General features: G+C 59.1%; 13 protein-coding genes. All 13 read right to left on the bottom strand.

Annotated elements, in window-relative coordinates; all coding sequences use genetic code 11:
* Nucleotides 1-97 precede the first annotated feature (97 nt).
* The 13 genes from B5E42_RS01440 to B5E42_RS01380 all read right to left on the bottom strand — a co-directional run bounded on the left by B5E42_RS01440 (nucleotide 98) and on the right by B5E42_RS01380 (nucleotide 13,036).
* Nucleotides 98-706, bottom strand: a complete 609-nt coding sequence (locus tag B5E42_RS01440) for a TetR/AcrR family transcriptional regulator (protein WP_087236184.1) — start codon at nucleotides 704-706, stop codon at nucleotides 98-100.
* Between the two features lie 300 nt (nucleotides 707-1,006).
* Complete coding sequence (locus tag B5E42_RS01435; protein WP_087236182.1) at nucleotides 1,007-1,456, bottom strand: response regulator transcription factor; 450 nt, start codon at nucleotides 1,454-1,456, stop codon at nucleotides 1,007-1,009.
* A gap of 62 nt (nucleotides 1,457-1,518) precedes the next feature.
* On the bottom strand, nucleotides 1,519-1,887 hold the full coding sequence (locus tag B5E42_RS01430; RefSeq protein WP_087236179.1) for a metal-dependent transcriptional regulator: 369 nt from the start codon (nucleotides 1,885-1,887) through the stop codon (nucleotides 1,519-1,521).
* An 11-nt stretch (nucleotides 1,888-1,898) separates the two neighbouring features.
* On the bottom strand, nucleotides 1,899-3,647 hold the full coding sequence (locus B5E42_RS01425) for an ABC transporter ATP-binding protein (protein WP_087236177.1): 1,749 nt from the start codon (nucleotides 3,645-3,647) through the stop codon (nucleotides 1,899-1,901).
* Nucleotide 3,648: 1 nt separating this feature from the next.
* Nucleotides 3,649-5,415, bottom strand: coding sequence for an ABC transporter ATP-binding protein (locus B5E42_RS01420; RefSeq protein WP_087236175.1), 1,767 nt, complete (start codon nucleotides 5,413-5,415; stop codon nucleotides 3,649-3,651).
* Nucleotides 5,416-5,539: 124 nt separating this feature from the next.
* Complete coding sequence (locus B5E42_RS01415) at nucleotides 5,540-6,490, bottom strand: AraC family transcriptional regulator (RefSeq protein WP_087236173.1); 951 nt, start codon at nucleotides 6,488-6,490, stop codon at nucleotides 5,540-5,542.
* Nucleotides 6,491-6,503: 13 nt separating this feature from the next.
* Nucleotides 6,504-7,886: an energy-coupling factor ABC transporter ATP-binding protein gene (locus tag B5E42_RS01410; protein WP_087236171.1), complete on the bottom strand. Its 1,383-nt coding sequence runs from the start codon at nucleotides 7,884-7,886 to the stop codon at nucleotides 6,504-6,506.
* 14 nt (nucleotides 7,887-7,900) lie between these two features.
* Nucleotides 7,901-8,572 (bottom strand): energy-coupling factor transporter transmembrane component T, encoded by a 672-nt coding sequence (locus B5E42_RS01405; protein WP_087236170.1) that lies wholly within the window; start codon nucleotides 8,570-8,572, stop codon nucleotides 7,901-7,903.
* Between the two features lies 1 nt (nucleotide 8,573).
* Entirely contained in the window at nucleotides 8,574-9,179 is a 606-nt protein-coding gene (locus tag B5E42_RS01400; RefSeq protein ID WP_087236168.1) for an MptD family putative ECF transporter S component, read from the bottom strand.
* 286 nt (nucleotides 9,180-9,465) lie between these two features.
* Complete coding sequence (locus tag B5E42_RS01395) at nucleotides 9,466-9,852, bottom strand: winged helix-turn-helix domain-containing protein (RefSeq protein WP_242966975.1); 387 nt, start codon at nucleotides 9,850-9,852, stop codon at nucleotides 9,466-9,468.
* 62 nt (nucleotides 9,853-9,914) lie between these two features.
* The gene (locus B5E42_RS01390) at nucleotides 9,915-10,775 is read right to left on the bottom strand and encodes a WYL domain-containing protein (RefSeq protein WP_141242416.1); all 861 of its coding nucleotides are present in this window, start codon (nucleotides 10,773-10,775) and stop codon (nucleotides 9,915-9,917) included.
* 57 nt (nucleotides 10,776-10,832) lie between these two features.
* On the bottom strand, nucleotides 10,833-11,192 hold the full coding sequence (locus tag B5E42_RS01385) for a metal-dependent transcriptional regulator (RefSeq protein WP_087236166.1): 360 nt from the start codon (nucleotides 11,190-11,192) through the stop codon (nucleotides 10,833-10,835).
* A 98-nt stretch (nucleotides 11,193-11,290) separates the two neighbouring features.
* Complete coding sequence (locus B5E42_RS01380) at nucleotides 11,291-13,036, bottom strand: ABC transporter ATP-binding protein (protein ID WP_087236164.1); 1,746 nt, start codon at nucleotides 13,034-13,036, stop codon at nucleotides 11,291-11,293.
* Between the last annotated feature and the right edge of the window lie 13 nt (nucleotides 13,037-13,049).

Genomic DNA, 13,049 nt, shown 5'->3' with positions numbered 1-13,049 from the left:
GGCAACGCCCTGTTTCTCTTTTGGGGATTTCGAGCGCATGAAAAACACCTCACTTTAATTAGTTATCGCTAACTTCTGCTGATAAAGAAAGGCGCGGTCAAGCGCCCTCCTCAAAAATCAGAGAATACAGGAGTCCATAGATATGGTCAAGGGTTCGGTCCAGAGCATCGGCATGCAGGGCATCCCGGTTGACCTTTGCCATCGCCATGATCTTAATGAGGTTGGCCACCACATGGAGGTCCAAATCAGGCCGTACCCCCTCCATATGGTCAAACAGGCCGTGCATGATCTCGGCCTCCCGCTGGTCATAGAGGCTGTCATCTGGACTGGTACACTCCGGGGAGGACGCCTGCTTGAGTTTTTCCATGTCCTCTGCGGTCAGGTACTGGTAGATACTGTTCCGGCTGAATACGATGAGTTTCAGATACTCCTTGCCTTCCGCAGCGGTCATCTTCTCCCGGCCGTTCAGGATCTGCTCAAAGTGTTGCTTGACACGGTCCCGCTGATACTCCATGATGTCGGTGACGAACTCCTCCTTGGAGGAGAAAAAGTTGTAAAAGGTGCTCTTACCCAGGCCGGCGGCTTGGGAGATCTTCTCCACAGAGGCATGGGTCATGCCGTGCTGTTTGATCAGTTCAAAGCCTGCGTCCAACATCTTGATCCGCAGTTCCTCCCGCTGGGTGGTAGAAAAAATCCTCGGTGACATAGGCATTCTCCTTTTGCGACTATTATTTTAATTTTAGTCGCAATAGTATAATAGCACACTGCTATACGTCTGTCAATCGCTTTGCGACTATAATAATAATTTTATTCGCTTATGGTAATCGTCTCAGTTTATCAAGTCCACTCCGCAGCGATGTTTATAGCCGCTCCCGATCTCAGTTTTATATAGATTGGATACGGAGGATCGTCCTCCAGTCCTTTTCTACGTTGCCATATCATATTCTCAACGTCGGTTGACCTTTTCATAAAACTGTTCTTTTTTGATAAAATTATCACAACTGTTCTAATCAGAACGAAGATTAACCACCTTATTCATTGGATTGTTCATCTTGTATCCTGCTCTGAGCACTGTCTTAATATAGTCTGGATGTTTCGGATCAGATTCCAATTTCCGTCTCAGCCGCCAGATGATATTCTCTACCGATGTAGTCCTATGCAGATACCCCTCTCCCCAAGCCGCTGCATAGAGCTGCACCTTGGAAAATACCTGCCCGGGGGCGCTGGCCATGCAGTAGAGCATGGCGTATTCCCCGTGGTTGAGACGCACTTCCCTGCCGGCCACAAACACCCGGCGGTGCCCGTGATGGATCTCCAACTCCCCGATGCGCAGCACGGAGGAGACTGAGGTAGCGGCGTGGATCACTTCCGCCCGCTTGTCTTTCAAAACGTCCATGATTGCCTGAAATAAACTGCCGTCCGGGTCTGCAGCCCGGATGACAATGATTTCGTCCACTATATTACCTCCCGACTGCAGAAAGAGAGGGCCGTCCGCACGGCCCCCTCCTCTTGCTGTACTTATGGCTCTGGTTCCATAGCTGCCTTGAGTCGCCGGAAGCTCTCCTCGCTGATGACGTGCTCAATCCGGCAGGCGTCTGCCTCAGCGGTTTTCGGATCCACGCCGGCAGCGATCAGGCGTTGGGTAAAAAAGCGGTGCTTTTCGTAGATCTGCTCCGCAACCTCGCGGCCCACCTCGGTCAGATGCAAGAAAAAATCGTCATCCATAGTAAGGAACCCTCCACTTTTCAAAGTGGCCACTGCATGGCATACGCTGGGCTTGGACACATCCATGTGTCGGGCCACATCCACGGAGCGCACTATGCCTTTCTGTTTTTGGAGCACCAGAATGGCCTCCAGGTAATCTTCGCCGGATGCTCGGAGTTCCATGATACCCTCCCCTACTGGATTCGCCAGCCTTCGGCCTGTTCTCGGATCTCAATGAACCGCCGGTACAGCCCGCCCTGGGCCATTAGTTCCTCATGGGTGCCCCGCTGGACGATGCGACCATCCTCCACCACTAAAATCTGATCGGCGTGCTGGATGGTGGCCAGCCGGTGGGCGATGGTGAGGATCGTCTTCCCCTTGGTCAGGGCGGACAGGGCCTGCTGGATCAGGTGCTCATTCTCCGGGTCCACACTGGCGGTGGCTTCGTCCAGGATGACAATAGGGGCGTCCTTCAAGATGGCCCGGGCGATGGAAATGCGCTGCTTCTCCCCGCCGGAAAGGGTGGAACCGCCTTCCCCAATCACCGTGTCATACCCATCTGGCAGGGACATGATGAAGTCGTGGCAGCAGGCGGCCTTGGCGGCGGCCACCACCTGCTCATGGGTGGCGTCGGGGCATCCGAATTTGATGTTGTTCTCCACGCTGTCCTGGAAGAGATACACATTCTGAAAGACCATGGAGATGTTCCGCAGCAGGCTCTCGCACGTGTACTCCCGTACGTCGCGGCCGCCGACGGACACGGTCCCGCTGTCCGCATCGTAGAACCGGGCCACCAGATTGCAGATGGTGCTCTTGCCGGAGCCGGAAGGCCCCACGATGGCGGTGGTGGTCCCCTGGGGCGCGGTAAAGGTCACATCGTGGAGCACTTCTCGCTGGCCGTAGCCGAAGGACACATGGGAGAGGGTCACGTCGAACCGCTCCGGGGTGATCTCCCGTCCGTCCTTGTCGATGAAGTCGGTGTGCTCCAGTTCCTCCAGCCGGTCCAGTACCGAGTCTGTCACCGACAGGATGTGGGCCGCGTCGTTGATGGCCTCCACGCTGCCGAAGATGGTGAAGGAGAACAGGGCGATCATCAGGAAATACGGGAGCGGCAACGCCCCCACCAAAGCCTGCTGCCCGGCGGTAAGGACCAGCCCCACGGACGCCGCCCGCAGAGCAAACAGGTGCAGGCAATTCCATGGCACGAATCCAAACTCATTCTTGATGCGGATGGCCTTGTTGTCCCGGCAGGCCTCCTGGAACCGCTGGACGGATACCCCGTCCTGGCCGAAGGACTTCACCACCGGCAGGCCGTGGATGTACTCGATGGCCGCGCCGGAGAGGGCCTCCTGGGCCCGGTGGCCCACTGGTGCGGTGCGGGCGCTCTGCCGGCCGATGCCCCGCAGGGCAAAGGCGGAAACCAAGACGCCGACCAGCGCCACCAGGGCCGCGGGCGGGCAGAAGATGGCCACGCACAGCAGGATCACAGCCACCTGGATATAGCCGTTGATCACCGCGTCCACCATCTTCATGCTCTGAAGTTCCAGCGTGCTCAGTTCCGTGGTGAGGGCGGTCAGGATGTCCCCCAGGTTGTTCCTTGCGAAGTACCCCAGGGACACCCGTTTCAGCACATCCCCCAGCTCCATGCGCTGGTCCGCCGCCCGCTCCGTGCCGATGCTCTCCTGGAGCCGGTTCTTCCAATAGGTGAAGAGGAACCGCAGCAGGATCAGCGCCACGATCCCGCCCAGGCACAGCCAGGGAAGAGAGGCCGAGAGTTCGTTTTCTCCCCAGGCGTTCCCGATCAGCCGTCCCAAAGCCCAGGCGGCCAGCATCACCGGTCCGGCGGTACACCAGGTGGCGAAGAAGGAGCAGACAAAGCCCAGAATCATGCGTCTCCGGTAGCCCTTCGCCCACCTCAATATGCGTCCGACACTGTGAAACATCTCAGTTTCCCTCCTTTTCCCCAGAAGTGACCGCCCAAGTTTTCGCTCCCACATGGGCTGCCCAAAGGGCCTGATACAGCGGGCAGTGGGAGAGCAGTTCGCTCTGGACGCCCCGGTCCACGATCTGCCCCTTCTCCAGCACCACGATCTGGTCCGCGTTCTGGATAGTGGACAGCCGGTGGGCGATCACCAGCAGCGTCTTTCCCTTGGAGAGGGCCATGATGGACCTCTGGATCTTGTCCTCATTCTCCGGGTCCGTGAAGGCGGTGGCCTCGTCCAAAATGACGATGGGCGCGTCCTTCAAAATTGCCCGGGCGATGGCGATACGCTGACGCTCTCCGCCGGAGAGCTGCTTGCCCGCGTCCCCGGCGGCGGTGTCCCAGCCGTGCTCCAGACGGCCGATGAACTCCTCACACTGGGCTGCCCTGGCGGCGGCGAACACCTCCTCGTCTGAGGCCCCCGGCCTTCCCAGCCGGATGTTCTCCTTCAGGGAGCAGTCAAAGAGAAAGTTGTCCTGGGTGACGAAGCTGATCTCCCGGGAGAGCTGTTTCAGAGGCAGTTCCCGGATGTCCCGCCCGCCCAGGGTGATGGAGCCGCCGGTCACATCCCAGAACCGGGCCGCCAGCCGGGCGATGGTGGACTTTCCGCCGCCGGAGGGGCCTACCAGGGCGGTAAACTTCCCCTGGGGGATGGTCAGGTCCAGATGGTGGAGCACTTCTTCTCCATCGCCGCCGTAGGAGAAGGACACATCCCGCAGCTGAATATCACAGCCATTGAGGGGCGCGTCCTGTTCCGCCTGGGACAGCTGGGGCAGGTCCAGCAGCTCCCGGGTATCCTTCACAGCAAACTGCATGCTCTTCATGGAGTTGATGAAGGCGGTGGCGCTCATGAGCGGGGTCACGATCCCCAGCGCCAGCATTAGGCACAGCGTCACCTGGGCCGGGTCCAGCACCCCTGTCTGATAGAGATAGATCCCCATGGGGAGCGTCCCCAGCAGGGTAGTGGGCAGGATGGACAGGCACAGGTTCATGGATGCCCAGGTGCAGCGGAACCAGTCCATCGTAAAATCACGGAAGGATCTCACCGCATTGGCGAATTTCTGATAGGACCGCTCCCCCTGGCTGAAGGCTTTGACCACCTGGATACCCTCCACATACTCCACAATGACGCTGTTCACATGGGCGTTGGCCGCCATGTAGGCGGCGTAGTTTTTGTTATAAGTCCGCAGCCCAAATGCCATGGGAATCAGTGCCACGGGGATGGTCACCAGCAGGGCCAGCCCCATCCGCCAGTCGATGGCAAACATGGCGATAGCCACCACCAGGGGCAGCAGGATGTTGGAGCTCAGCTCCGGGATCATGTGGGCCAGGGGCGGCTCGATGTCCTCGATCCGGTCCACGATGGTGCTCTTCATGGCGCCGATAGGCCGGGAGTCCACCTCTCCCAGGGGCGCCCCCATAAGCCGGTCCGCCGCCTGGAGGCGCAGGCCCTCCAGAATGGTGTAGGCGGATACATGGGCCAGCATGGTGGACAAGGCGTAGCCCGCCACCTTGATGGCGTAACCCGCAAGGCATACGCCGCACCAGAACAGGATGCCCTCCCAGCTGGCCTGCCGCTCCAGAAACAGCCGGATGATCTGATAGACGCCAAGGTATGGCACAAAGCCGCCCGCAACGCTGAGAATAGCCAGCACCACAGAGGCGGCCATCTTCCCCCGGCAGGGCGCGGCGAAGGACAGCAGGATGCCAAGCCAGGTCCTCTCCTTCATACACAGCACTCCTCTCAAAGAAAAATCGTTGTAGTTCGCTCACGCTAACTACAACGATTATAGGGAGATACTTTGTTCCTGTCCGCTCCGGCGCGCCGGTTCGGTCCCGTTTGGACGAAAACATTTACCGCCCTTCCCGCCGGTATTCCAGCGGGGTCTTCCCCTTGGCCTCCCTGAACACGGCGGCGAATTTGCTGGCGCTGTCATAGCCCACCCGTCCGGCGATCTCCGCCACGCTGGTCTGGGGCTCCTGCCGGAGGAGCAGGGCGGCCCGGTCCATGCGTAGGTTCCGCATATAGGTACCCACGGGCTGGCCGTAGACCGACTTGAAGCACTCCTTCAAGGCCGTGGCCGGGATAGAGAAACGCTCTGAGAGTTCTGCAATGGTGTAGTGCCGCTCCAGGTCCTCGGTCAGCAGGCGGTGGGCGGCCTTGACCTTCTCCACCTGGGACTTATAGAAGTAGGGCTTCTCCGTTCTCCCGTTCAGTTCCAGGGCATCCAGATACAGCAGCAGCTCCAGCACCTTGATGCGGAAGTAGGGCAGTTTGATCTGCTCCGGCACCGCATAGAGCTCCTGGAAGATGTGGTCCACAGAGGGCGCCCCGTGGATCACCCTGGGGTGACGGCCGGCGCAGAATTTCTCCTGGAGCCGCCCCAGATCCACCGGGAACTCCCTCACCCATTCCTTCAGGGATTGGGCGGCAAGGGGCAGGGTAAACCCGATGGTAATTCCGTGGTAGTGGGAGAGCGGAAAGGTAAAGTGGCCCTGGTGCTCCAGCCGGCGGTCCAGCTTCAGGTCCCCGGCCTCCACATAGGAGTAGGTGTCCGGCCCCGCCGGGTACTCCATCCGGTCCTGGCGGCAGTAGTCGATGCACAGCATATCTTCCGTGGTGCGGAACACGGAGTCATAGCTCTCCATGTTGAAGTCGTTATACATGAGATAGACGCCGGGAAACAGGTCATACTGGGTCATGATCCCCTCCCCGGACTCACTGTGAAACTGGAAGACCCGGCATCCTCCACTCTCTGCTACGGGGCTGGGAAAGCCGTTGTCCGCCATGATGCGCTCCAGCATGGTTCTCCTCCTCTCAGAGCCGCAGCACCCGGTCACAGGCGCGCTGCAAAAACTCCTGGTCGTGGGTGACCACCAACACGATCCGCCCCTGCCGGGCCAGGCTTCGGATCACCCCGGACACTTCCACCATACGGGCGTAGTCCAGGCCGCTGGTGGGTTCGTCAAAAATCAAGATCGGTTTCTCCGACAGCAGCGCCGTGGCCACCGCCAGCCGCTGCTTCTGCCCGCCGGACAGGGACATGGGGTGGCGCTCCCGGAAGGGCAGCAAATGGAGACTGTCCAGCACCCCTTCCACTGTTGAGTCAGGCGCATCCGGTGCGGACATCCGGCACTCGCCCCACACGCTGTCGGAGAAGAGCTGGTGGTTCACATCCTGCATGACGCAGAACGCCGCCCTCTGCCGCTCCTTTCGGTTCAGCGGTCTGCCATCCAGTCTGATCTGTCCAGCCTGTTCCCGGATCAGGCCGCACAGGCACCGGGAGAGGGTGGTCTTGCCCACGCCATTGGGTCCGGTGATAGCCACCACTTCCCCGGGGCGGGCAGAAAAGGACAGGCCTTGAAACACAGCAGGTTCTTTCCGATAGGCACAGGTCAATCCCTCTACGGACAAACCTTCTTTCGTGCCCGCTGGCGCCACAGCAGGCAGGGTACAGGCCGCCGGCGTCAGGGTCCGAAGTCCCAGTTCCTCCCGCTCTTGTTCGGTCAGACCGCAGAATTGCTCCCGGGTGAAGGTACGCTCCAGCACCCCGTCCCGCAGATAGAGCGCCCGGTCGATCAGATCTGTAAGGAAATACAGCCGATGCTCCGCGATCACCACCGTGCGGCCCTGATGTTTCAAACAGGCGATCTGGTCGTGGAGCCGGGCGATGGCTTCCTGGTCCAAATTGGCCGTGGGCTCGTCCAGCACAAAAACCTCCGGGCCCATGGCATAGACCGAGCCGAAGGCCAGCAGCTGCTTCTGCCCGCCGGACAGGGAGAAGATGCTCCGTGCCTGCAAATCCTGAAGGTGCAGCGCATCCACGGTATCTGCCACCCGCTTCCGGATCTCCTCCGGCGGCCGGCCCTCGTTTTCCAGACCGAAGGCCAGTTCGCTGTCCGTGTCCAGATTGAAAAACTGGGATTTCGGATTTTGGAATACAGAGCCGACTTTCCGGGCCAACTCATACATAGGTGTCATCCCAGGGTCAAGACCGTCTACCTCTACCCGCCCTTCCAGGCGGCAGCCGGGGGTGAAGGCCGGGATCAGGCCGTTGATCAGTTTCGTCACCGTAGTCTTGCCGCAGCCAGAGGCCCCGCACAGCAGGACACACTCACCCGGCGCGATGGCGGCGCTGACCTGGGAGAGCGTTTCCTGCGCCTCCCCATAGCCGAAGGAAACATTGTCAATGCTTATCATTGTCATTGCCTCCCTTATTGTACCACAAATGAGAGCACCAGCAAGGCCAAGCCTGCCAGCATCCCCAATAGGTCCAGAGTGGAAAGCCGCAGGGATATGGCGCTGGTTTTGCGGGCTGGGTTTTCGATACCCCGGGTCACCGCCGCCGCGGACAGCTCCTCCGCCGTCTCCGTGGCGGACACCATTAGCGGCATCACCGTACACTCCAGCCGGGCCAGTCCCCGGATGTCCCGCAGTTTCATGGCATCCCGGATGTAGCCCACCTCCTCCCGAATGGCAGGGAAATACCGCAGGGTAACGGAAATGGCCACAATCAGTTTCTGGGGGATATGCAGCTGCCGCAGGCCTACGATCAGGTATCTCAGCGGGGTACAGGTCAGCATCAATGCCCCCGTCATCAGGCAGGGAAACATCCGGCGGGTGTAGGTGGCGAAGATGGTAAAACTGGTGGCGATGACCATGGGGGACACTGGCAGGATGAATTGCTGGAATACCACCAGCGCGCAGTATCCCACCGCCCATTTGACCGCCATGGTCAGCCGTCCATGGCCCAGCATCAGCACCAGCAGCAGTCCGATCAGGACCAATTCCAGCCAGAAGGTATGGGGTCGAAACGCGATCATGTTCGCCGCAATCAGCAGCCAGAGTCCGGCCCTCGGGTCAAAGATCCGCTGTTCCGCTTTCATCTCACACCAGGCCGGCCTTCTCAAAGTGCTTGCGGAACATGGCCCGGGCGATGAAGCCCCCGATGATCGCGCCCACGATGGGCGCCAGAAACAGCACCACCAGCATTCCAGTGGAGGAGAGGGCTGCCAGGGTGTTCACATAGTCCGCCGGCATCCCCTGCTCCGTAATCTGCCGCAGGAAGTCCTCCCGCATGAGCCAGATGGGCAGCGGAGATCCCACCATGCCCACCGAGAACAGCACAAAGGACGCCATGTTGCCGGCGATGCTCCGGTAGTTGATGAGGCCCCTGGTGAGTTCCGCCAGGCCGCAGGCCAGGACGAAGGAGACAAGGATCACCACGGTGAACTGCCCGGTGACATAGTAGATGAGGCCGGTGATGAGGCCCATAAGCAACACCGAACCCGCCTTCTGCACCTTGGCGCACATCATGAGATACGGGATGCCGGTGAACAGGGCGATGAAGCCGGGCATCAAGATCCATAGCAGCGGGTGCAGCCCGCCCAGAAGCATGAAGGCGAAGTTAATGACGAAGTAAATGGCGGAGAAAATCCCCACGGTAATGACATCCTTGCCGCTCATTCCGCGGCGTTTGATTGGTTCAGACATAACGCACTCTCCTTTTAGTTAGATATTGCTAACCCATGTATTGAAAAATAGGACGCCGCCCGGCCTCCTCACTTCGTCCTATTTTATCGGTTGAGTGGTTGGTTGTCTGCCCTGTTTGGCCGACTTTGCTCTGATTGGACGAGATTATTGTTGTTTGCGTGTCATGCACCGGTGTCTGCATCTGGATAGTTTCACGACTCAATTTTCAAAGAACTGACCAGCAAAGGAGATTATCTCCTCTGCTGGCCGGCGTTATTTGGAATCTCGATTTTATATCCTGCTCCAATCACAGTTTTAATGTAGATCGGGTTCCTTGAATCGGGCTCCAGCTTTTTCTCAGCCGCCAGATGATATTCTCCACGGAGGTCGACCCATGCAGATACTCCTCTCCCCAAGCCGCTGCATAGAGCTGTGCCCTTGAGAACACTTGCCCTGGTGAACTGGCCATGCAGTAGAGCATGGCGTATTCCCCGTGGTTGAGACGCACTTCCCTGCCGGCCATCATCACCCAGCGGTACTCATGATGGATCTCCAGTTCTCCGACACGCAACACGGAGGAAACTGTGTCAGCGACATGAACCGCTTCCGTTCTTTTGTCCTTCAGCGCATTAACGATTGCCTTAAATATACTGCCGTCCGGGTCTGCGGCCCGAATGACGATGATTTCGTCCACTATATTACCTCCCGATTGCAAAAGGAGAGGGCCGTACGCACGGCCCTCTCCTTTTGCTGTGCTTATGACTCTGATTTCGCAACTGCCTTCAGTCGTCGGAAACTCTCATCGCTGATGACGTGCTCAATGCGGCAGGCGTCCCTTTCCGCCGTTTCCGGGTCTACTCCAGCCTCGATCAGCCGCTCGGTAAAGAAGCGGTGCTTTTCGTAGATACCAAAGACCTCCCGGACATAACTGGATGGGTCAAAGAACGGGTCTGCTATGTAAGGGGCGTCGGTTTCTTGGATGGCCGTCATGCGGTCCACCCGGAACTGGGCCAGTTTCCTGTGCTTTCCCGACCAGCCCACGGCGTAGTAGAAGTCCCGGTTCCAGATGAGGGCGTAAGGGCTGAAGCCATAGCGGTACCCCTTATGTTTCAGGATCTTTTCCTTTTTCGGCGTGTACTCGAAATACTGGAAGGAGATGGCCCGCTGTTCGTGGATCGCCGTCTGGATGGCGTCGATGGCGTAGTACACGGCCTCGTTGTCCGGCTTGGCCGTGCCGTCCATGTAGACGGGGCGGTTCAGGAGCGCGGCGTTGTGCCGGCTTGTGAGGTGGCCCAACTTCTCGATGAGGGCGGCGCTTTTCTTCTCCGTGATGAGGTGGGAGGACTCCACGGCGTCCACCAGCAGTTTCAGTTCCGGCAGCTCCAGCAGCCGGGAGCCGATAAAGTAACGGTTCTGCGTGCTTTTGATGCAGATGATGTCCAACCCAAATTCCATGAGCAGCTGGATATCGCTGTAGACGTTTTTCCGGTTGGCCTGGATGCCATGAGTCTCCCAAAAATGGAGAATATCTGCGCCAGTTGCGTAGTGGTGCTCATCGGTCTGCTCCAGGAGAAGTTGCAGCAATAGGAGAATTCGGGAGCGCGGAGCGTTTTGCATATTGGTCATCCTCAATTTCAAAGACACTCTTGGTGGAATGAGTTCAATCTCCACAGATTACATGAGTTGTTTCTTTAATTTTTGGAAACTCTCGTCGCTGATTACGTGCTCAATGCGGCAGGCGTCCCGCTCGGCTGTCTCGGGTGCTACGCCAGCAGCGATCAGGCGCTCAGTAAAAAAGCGGTGCTTTTCATAGATCTGTTCCGCTACTTCCCGGCCAATGTCGGTCAGGTGCAGGAAGTAGTCCCCGTCCATCGTCAGAAAGCCTCCGTCCCGCAGGGTCGCCACCGCATGGCACACGCTGGGCTTGGATACATCCAAATGCCGGGCGACATCCACGGAGCGCACCATGCCCGCTTTCTTGTGGAGGACAAGGATAGCCTCCAGGTAATCTTCTCCCGATGCATGAAGTTTCATCATTACCTCCTAGCCGCTGATTTTTGTGGTGCAAAGGACTTTTCTAATGCACCAATGCAATTTCTGTAAATAATAATATCTTTATGATACAATGCTACTCATCTGTTCAGCCGCCACTGGGCGCTCTCGCTCTGAAGTTCCACCATGCGGCGGTAGAGGCCTCCCTGCTCCATCAGCTCCGCCGGTGTGCCTTGCTGGGCCACATGGCCGTCCTCCAGCACCACGATGTGGTCGGCCCCCGCCACGGTACGCATTCGGTGGGCGATGACCAGCACCGTCTTGCCCTGAAGCAGGCGGGACAGGGCCTCCTGCACCTTCGTCTCATTCTCCACGTCCAGGCTGGCGGTGGCCTCGTCCAGCAGGACGATGGGGGCGTCCTTCAGCAGGGCCCGGGCGATGGAAATCCGCTGCCTCTCCCCGCCGGAGAGTTTCGTTCCGTTCTCCCCGATGGGCGTGTCGTAGCCCTGGGGCAGACGGCTGACGAACTCGTCGCAGTTGGCAGCCCTGGCAGCGGCACGTACCTCTTCGTCCGTTGCGCCCCGCTTGCCAAGGCGGATGTTCTCCAGTACCGTGTCATCAAAAAGTACCACGTCCTGGAATACCATGGAGTAGTCGGTGAGCAGCACCTCCGGGTCCACGGTGGCGATGTCCACGCCGCCCACCCGGATAGTCCCTTCGGTGGCATCCCACAGCCGGGCGGCCAGGCGGGCGCAGGTGCTCTTTCCAGAGCCGGAGGGCCCTACCAGAGCCGTGACTTCTCCCTCTTTGGCAGTGAAACTCACGTCCCGGAGCACCTGCTTTTTGTCGTAGGCAAAGCCCACATGGTCGAAGACGATGTCGTGGCCCTGTGGCTGGAAGGTCTCCACTCCTTTGGCGATGGGGGTTTCGTAGATCTCGTTGATGCGGTCGGCAGACACCTGGGAGACAAACATCTCCGCGATAAGGGCCAGGCTCTGGTCGAAGGGAGCGTATACCCGGGTGATGACCAGCAGGAACAGGAACAGCACCATGAAGTCGATCTGCCCCGAGAGGATCAGGCTGGCTCCCGTTAGGATGGTGGTGGCCACCCCCAGGCGCATGATGACGCTAGCGGCGTTGACGAACAATCCGGTGGTGAGTTCGCCCCGGATGGTGACTTTTTCGTGCTGGTCGATCTTCTCATAGAGGCTGGCCAGATACCGCTCCTCCTGGTTGGCGGCCCGGATCTCCCGGACGTTCTCCAGCGCCTCCTGAATGCCGTCGGAGACCCGAAGGGCAGCTTTCTTTGTGACCTCGGAACTCCGAGCCGCGATTTTCCGGCTGCCGAACAGCAGCCCAAAGGCCACCGGTACGCCCCACATGCAGGCGATCATCAGCCGCCAGTCGTAGAAGAGCAGGCATACGGCGATAATGGCGGTGGAGATATAGGCCCCGTACAGGTAGCCCAGCACATGGCTCCACACGTGCTCCATCCGGTTCACGTCCCCCATGATGGTCTCGGTCAGGTCCGCCAGATCCCTTTTTCCGAAGTAGCCCAGGGGTAACTTCCGTAGCCGCTCCGCCAGGCGCAGGCGGGTGGTTTTGACCTCGCCGTATACCAGACCGTAGGTGGCCCGGTACTGCTGCAGGTGGGTCACAAAGGACAGCAGGACGAACCCCGCCGTCAGGGCCACCGGCAGCGCCGCTCCCGGCAGGGGTGCTCCGCCTGTCAGAGTATCCATGAAGGCCCCCATCAGCAGGTACAGGATGCCCATGCCGCCCATGACCACCAGGTTGGTGATAACGGTCCAGAATACGCCACTTTTGGTATTTTTCAACCCCTGGTCAGTCAGGGCGTATCTGCGCTGAAACTCTTTACTGAACATCTTACTCGCCCCT

The sequence above is a fragment of the Flavonifractor sp. An10 genome (genome assembly GCF_002161215.1).
Lineage (GTDB): Bacteria > Bacillota > Clostridia > Oscillospirales > Oscillospiraceae > Flavonifractor > Flavonifractor avistercoris.
Note: the sequence above shows the minus strand (reverse complement) of the source record. Positions and strands in the feature narration are given on the sequence as shown.

What these genes read in the sequence shown, in the direction of transcription:
- B5E42_RS01410 (WP_087236171.1), bottom strand. Translation starts at nt 7,886, where the DNA reads ATGATAAGCATTGACAATGTTTCCTTCGGCTATGGGGAGGCGCAGGAA.
- B5E42_RS01440 (WP_087236184.1), bottom strand. Translation starts at nt 706, where the DNA reads ATGTCACCGAGGATTTTTTCTACCACCCAGCGGGAGGAACTGCGGATC.
- B5E42_RS01405 (WP_087236170.1), bottom strand. Translation starts at nt 8,572, where the DNA reads ATGAAAGCGGAACAGCGGATCTTTGACCCGAGGGCCGGACTCTGGCTG.
- B5E42_RS01385 (WP_087236166.1), bottom strand. Translation starts at nt 11,192, where the DNA reads ATGAAACTTCATGCATCGGGAGAAGATTACCTGGAGGCTATCCTTGTC.
- B5E42_RS01420 (WP_087236175.1), bottom strand. Translation starts at nt 5,415, where the DNA reads ATGAAGGAGAGGACCTGGCTTGGCATCCTGCTGTCCTTCGCCGCGCCC.
- B5E42_RS01400 (WP_087236168.1), bottom strand. Translation starts at nt 9,179, where the DNA reads ATGTCTGAACCAATCAAACGCCGCGGAATGAGCGGCAAGGATGTCATT.
- B5E42_RS01390 (WP_141242416.1), bottom strand. Translation starts at nt 10,775, where the DNA reads ATGCAAAACGCTCCGCGCTCCCGAATTCTCCTATTGCTGCAACTTCTC.
- B5E42_RS01430 (WP_087236179.1), bottom strand. Translation starts at nt 1,887, where the DNA reads ATGGAACTCCGAGCATCCGGCGAAGATTACCTGGAGGCCATTCTGGTG.
- B5E42_RS01415 (WP_087236173.1), bottom strand. Translation starts at nt 6,490, where the DNA reads ATGCTGGAGCGCATCATGGCGGACAACGGCTTTCCCAGCCCCGTAGCA.
- B5E42_RS01425 (WP_087236177.1), bottom strand. Translation starts at nt 3,647, where the DNA reads ATGTTTCACAGTGTCGGACGCATATTGAGGTGGGCGAAGGGCTACCGG.
- B5E42_RS01380 (WP_087236164.1), bottom strand. Translation starts at nt 13,036, where the DNA reads ATGTTCAGTAAAGAGTTTCAGCGCAGATACGCCCTGACTGACCAGGGG.